Here is a 3,046-nt window from a genome sequence, read left to right as displayed (position 1 = left end):
ACGTGTGTAGCCCAGGTCATAAGGGGCATGATGATTTGACGTCATCCCCACCTTCCTCCGGTTTGTCACCGGCAGTCACCTTAGAGTGCCCAACTAAATGATGGCAACTAAGATCAAGGGTTGCGCTCGTTGCGGGACTTAACCCAACATCTCACGACACGAGCTGACGACAACCATGCACCACCTGTCACCGTTGTCCCCGAAGGGAAAACTATATCTCTACAGTGGTCAACGGGATGTCAAGACCTGGTAAGGTTCTTCGCGTTGCTTCGAATTAAACCACATGCTCCACCGCTTGTGCGGGCCCCCGTCAATTCCTTTGAGTTTCAGTCTTGCGACCGTACTCCCCAGGCGGAGTGCTTAATGCGTTAGCTGCAGCACTAAGGGGCGGAAACCCCCTAACACTTAGCACTCATCGTTTACGGCGTGGACTACCAGGGTATCTAATCCTGTTTGCTCCCCACGCTTTCGCGCCTCAGCGTCAGTTACAGACCAGAAAGTCGCCTTCGCCACTGGTGTTCCTCCAAATCTCTACGCATTTCACCGCTACACTTGGAATTCCACTTTCCTCTTCTGCACTCAAGTCCCCCAGTTTCCAATGACCCTCCACGGTTGAGCCGTGGGCTTTCACATCAGACTTAAAGGACCGCCTGCGCGCGCTTTACGCCCAATAATTCCGGACAACGCTTGCCACCTACGTATTACCGCGGCTGCTGGCACGTAGTTAGCCGTGGCTTTCTAATAAGGTACCGTCAAGGTACAGCCAGTTACTACTGTACTTGTTCTTCCCTTACAACAGAGTTTTACGATCCGAAAACCTTCTTCACTCACGCGGCGTTGCTCCATCAGGCTTTCGCCCATTGTGGAAGATTCCCTACTGCTGCCTCCCGTAGGAGTCTGGGCCGTGTCTCAGTCCCAGTGTGGCCGATCACCCTCTCAGGTCGGCTACGCATCGTCGCCTTGGTGAGCCGTTACCTCACCAACTAGCTAATGCGCCGCGGGCCCATCTTATAGCGACAGCCGAAACCGTCTTTCAGTATTTCACCATGAAGCGAAATAGATTATTCGGTATTAGCCCCGGTTTCCCGGAGTTATCCCAAACTATAAGGTAGGTTGCCCACGTGTTACTCACCCGTCCGCCGCTAACGTCAAAGGAGCAAGCTCCTTCTCTGTTCGCTCGACTTGCATGTATTAGGCACGCCGCCAGCGTTCGTCCTGAGCCAGGATCAAACTCTCCATAAAAGAAATTTGATTAGCTCAAATTGTTTTGCTGGCATCATGTTTGATGTCCAAAATTTTGTTTCGTTCACCAACTCGAGGTTAGCTACTAAAAACTTTATTGATTACGTTTTGCTTGTTCAGTTTTCAAGGTTCATGTTGTTATCTTGTAGTGACAACTTTCTATATCATACGACATAAAAATTTGAATGTCAACAAGTTTTTGAAAAAGTTTTTTTGGAGCGGGTGATGAGAATCGAACTCACGACATCAGCTTGGAAGGCTGAGGTTTTACCATTAAACTACACCCGCGAAATAAATAATTTTTATTTAAAATGGCGCGCCCGACAGGAGTCGAACCCATAACCTTCTGATCCGTAGTCAGACGCTCTATCCAATTGAGCTACGGGCGCATAATTTTTATAAAAACATGATGAGCCATGAAGGACTCGAACCTTCGACCCTCTGATTAAAAGTCAGATGCTCTACCAACTGAGCTAATGGCTCAAAAAATAAAAATGGCTGGGGTACTAGGATTCGAACCTAGGCATGACGGAATCAAAATCCGTTGCCTTACCGCTTGGCTATAGCCCAAAAATGGTGGAGGGGGACGGATTCGAACCGCCGAACCCTAAGGAGCGGATTTACAGTCCGCCGCGTTTAGCCACTTCGCTACCCCTCCGAAATAACACATTATGGTGGAGGATGACGGGCTCGAACCGCCGACCCTCTGCTTGTAAGGCAGATGCTCTCCCAGCTGAGCTAATCCTCCATCTGGGTATTAAATGGTGACCCCTACGGGATTCGAACCCGTGTTACCGCCGTGAAAGGGCGGTGTCTTAACCACTTGACCAAGGGGCCTTCGTTTGGAATGGTGAATCCTTAAAGTGCTGGCGGAGAGTAAGGGATTTGAACCCTTGAGACAGTGTTAACCGCCTACACGATTTCCAATCGTGCTCCTTCGGCCACTCGGACAACTCTCCAAGAATGGCTCCGAAGGCAGGACTCGAACCTGCGACAACCTGATTAACAGTCAGGTGCTACTACCAACTGAGCTACTTCGGAATAATCTTATTATATAGCCTAGCGACGTCCTACTCTCACAGGGGGAAGCCCCCAACTACCATCGGCGCTAAAGAGCTTAACTTCCGTGTTCGGTATGGGAACGGGTGTGACCTCTTTGCCATCATCACTAGACTATTTCGAAAGACAATACTTATTATAACATATTTCATTATAAATGCAAGTATCTTATTAATAGTTTTTGTTCTTTCAAAACCGGATAAACGGTGCATTGAATGTTTCAAACGTTTTGGTTAAGTCCTCGATCGATTAGTATTCGTCAGCTCCATGTGTCACCACACTTCCACCTCGAACCTATCTACCTCATCGTCTTTGAGGGATCTTACTTACTTGCGTAATGGGAAATCTCATCTTGAGGGGGGCTTCATGCTTAGATGCTTTCAGCACTTATCCCGTCCACACATAGCTACCCAGCGATGCCTTTGGCAAGACAACTGGTACACCAGCGGTGTGTCCATCCCGGTCCTCTCGTACTAAGGACAGCTCCTCTCAAATTTCCTACGCCCACGACGGATAGGGACCGAACTGTCTCACGACGTTCTGAACCCAGCTCGCGTACCGCTTTAATGGGCGAACAGCCCAACCCTTGGGACCGACTACAGCCCCAGGATGCGATGAGCCGACATCGAGGTGCCAAACCTCCCCGTCGATGTGGACTCTTGGGGGAGATAAGCCTGTTATCCCCGGGGTAGCTTTTATCCGTTGAGCGATGGCCCTTCCATGCGGAACCACCGGATCACTAAGC

9 tRNA genes and 3 rRNA genes are annotated in these 3,046 nt (G+C 49.6%); all 12 read right to left on the bottom strand.

Features of this window, described 5'->3' with window-relative positions:
• Window positions 1-1,242: ribosomal RNA gene (locus tag ABZ842_RS38705) — 16S ribosomal RNA — on the bottom strand; the annotation flags it as partial.
• Between the two features lie 214 nt (window positions 1,243-1,456).
• Window positions 1,457-1,530: transfer RNA gene (locus ABZ842_RS38700), tRNA-Gly, on the bottom strand.
• A gap of 24 nt (window positions 1,531-1,554) precedes the next feature.
• Window positions 1,555-1,631 (bottom strand) — tRNA-Arg (locus ABZ842_RS38695).
• Window positions 1,632-1,652: 21 nt separating this feature from the next.
• Window positions 1,653-1,725, bottom strand: a tRNA-Lys gene (locus ABZ842_RS38690).
• 12 nt (window positions 1,726-1,737) lie between these two features.
• A tRNA-Gln gene (locus tag ABZ842_RS38685) sits at window positions 1,738-1,812 on the bottom strand.
• Between the two features lie 4 nt (window positions 1,813-1,816).
• Window positions 1,817-1,900: transfer RNA gene (locus tag ABZ842_RS38680), tRNA-Tyr, on the bottom strand.
• 14 nt (window positions 1,901-1,914) lie between these two features.
• Window positions 1,915-1,990 (bottom strand) — tRNA-Val (locus ABZ842_RS38675).
• A gap of 14 nt (window positions 1,991-2,004) precedes the next feature.
• A tRNA-Glu gene (locus ABZ842_RS38670) sits at window positions 2,005-2,079 on the bottom strand.
• 30 nt (window positions 2,080-2,109) lie between these two features.
• Window positions 2,110-2,201, bottom strand: a tRNA-Ser gene (locus ABZ842_RS38665).
• Between the two features lie 5 nt (window positions 2,202-2,206).
• Window positions 2,207-2,283: transfer RNA gene (locus tag ABZ842_RS38660), tRNA-Asn, on the bottom strand.
• 16 nt (window positions 2,284-2,299) lie between these two features.
• Window positions 2,300-2,415, bottom strand: a 5S ribosomal RNA gene (gene rrf, locus ABZ842_RS38655).
• 115 nt (window positions 2,416-2,530) lie between these two features.
• Window positions 2,531-3,046: ribosomal RNA gene (locus ABZ842_RS38650) — 23S ribosomal RNA — on the bottom strand; the annotation flags it as partial.

It is taken from the genome of Streptomyces sp. NPDC047315 (assembly GCF_040643215.1).
In the GTDB taxonomy this organism is placed as follows: Bacteria; Actinomycetota; Actinomycetes; order Streptomycetales; family Streptomycetaceae; genus Streptomyces.
This window is presented reverse-complemented; position numbering and strand designations above follow the sequence as displayed.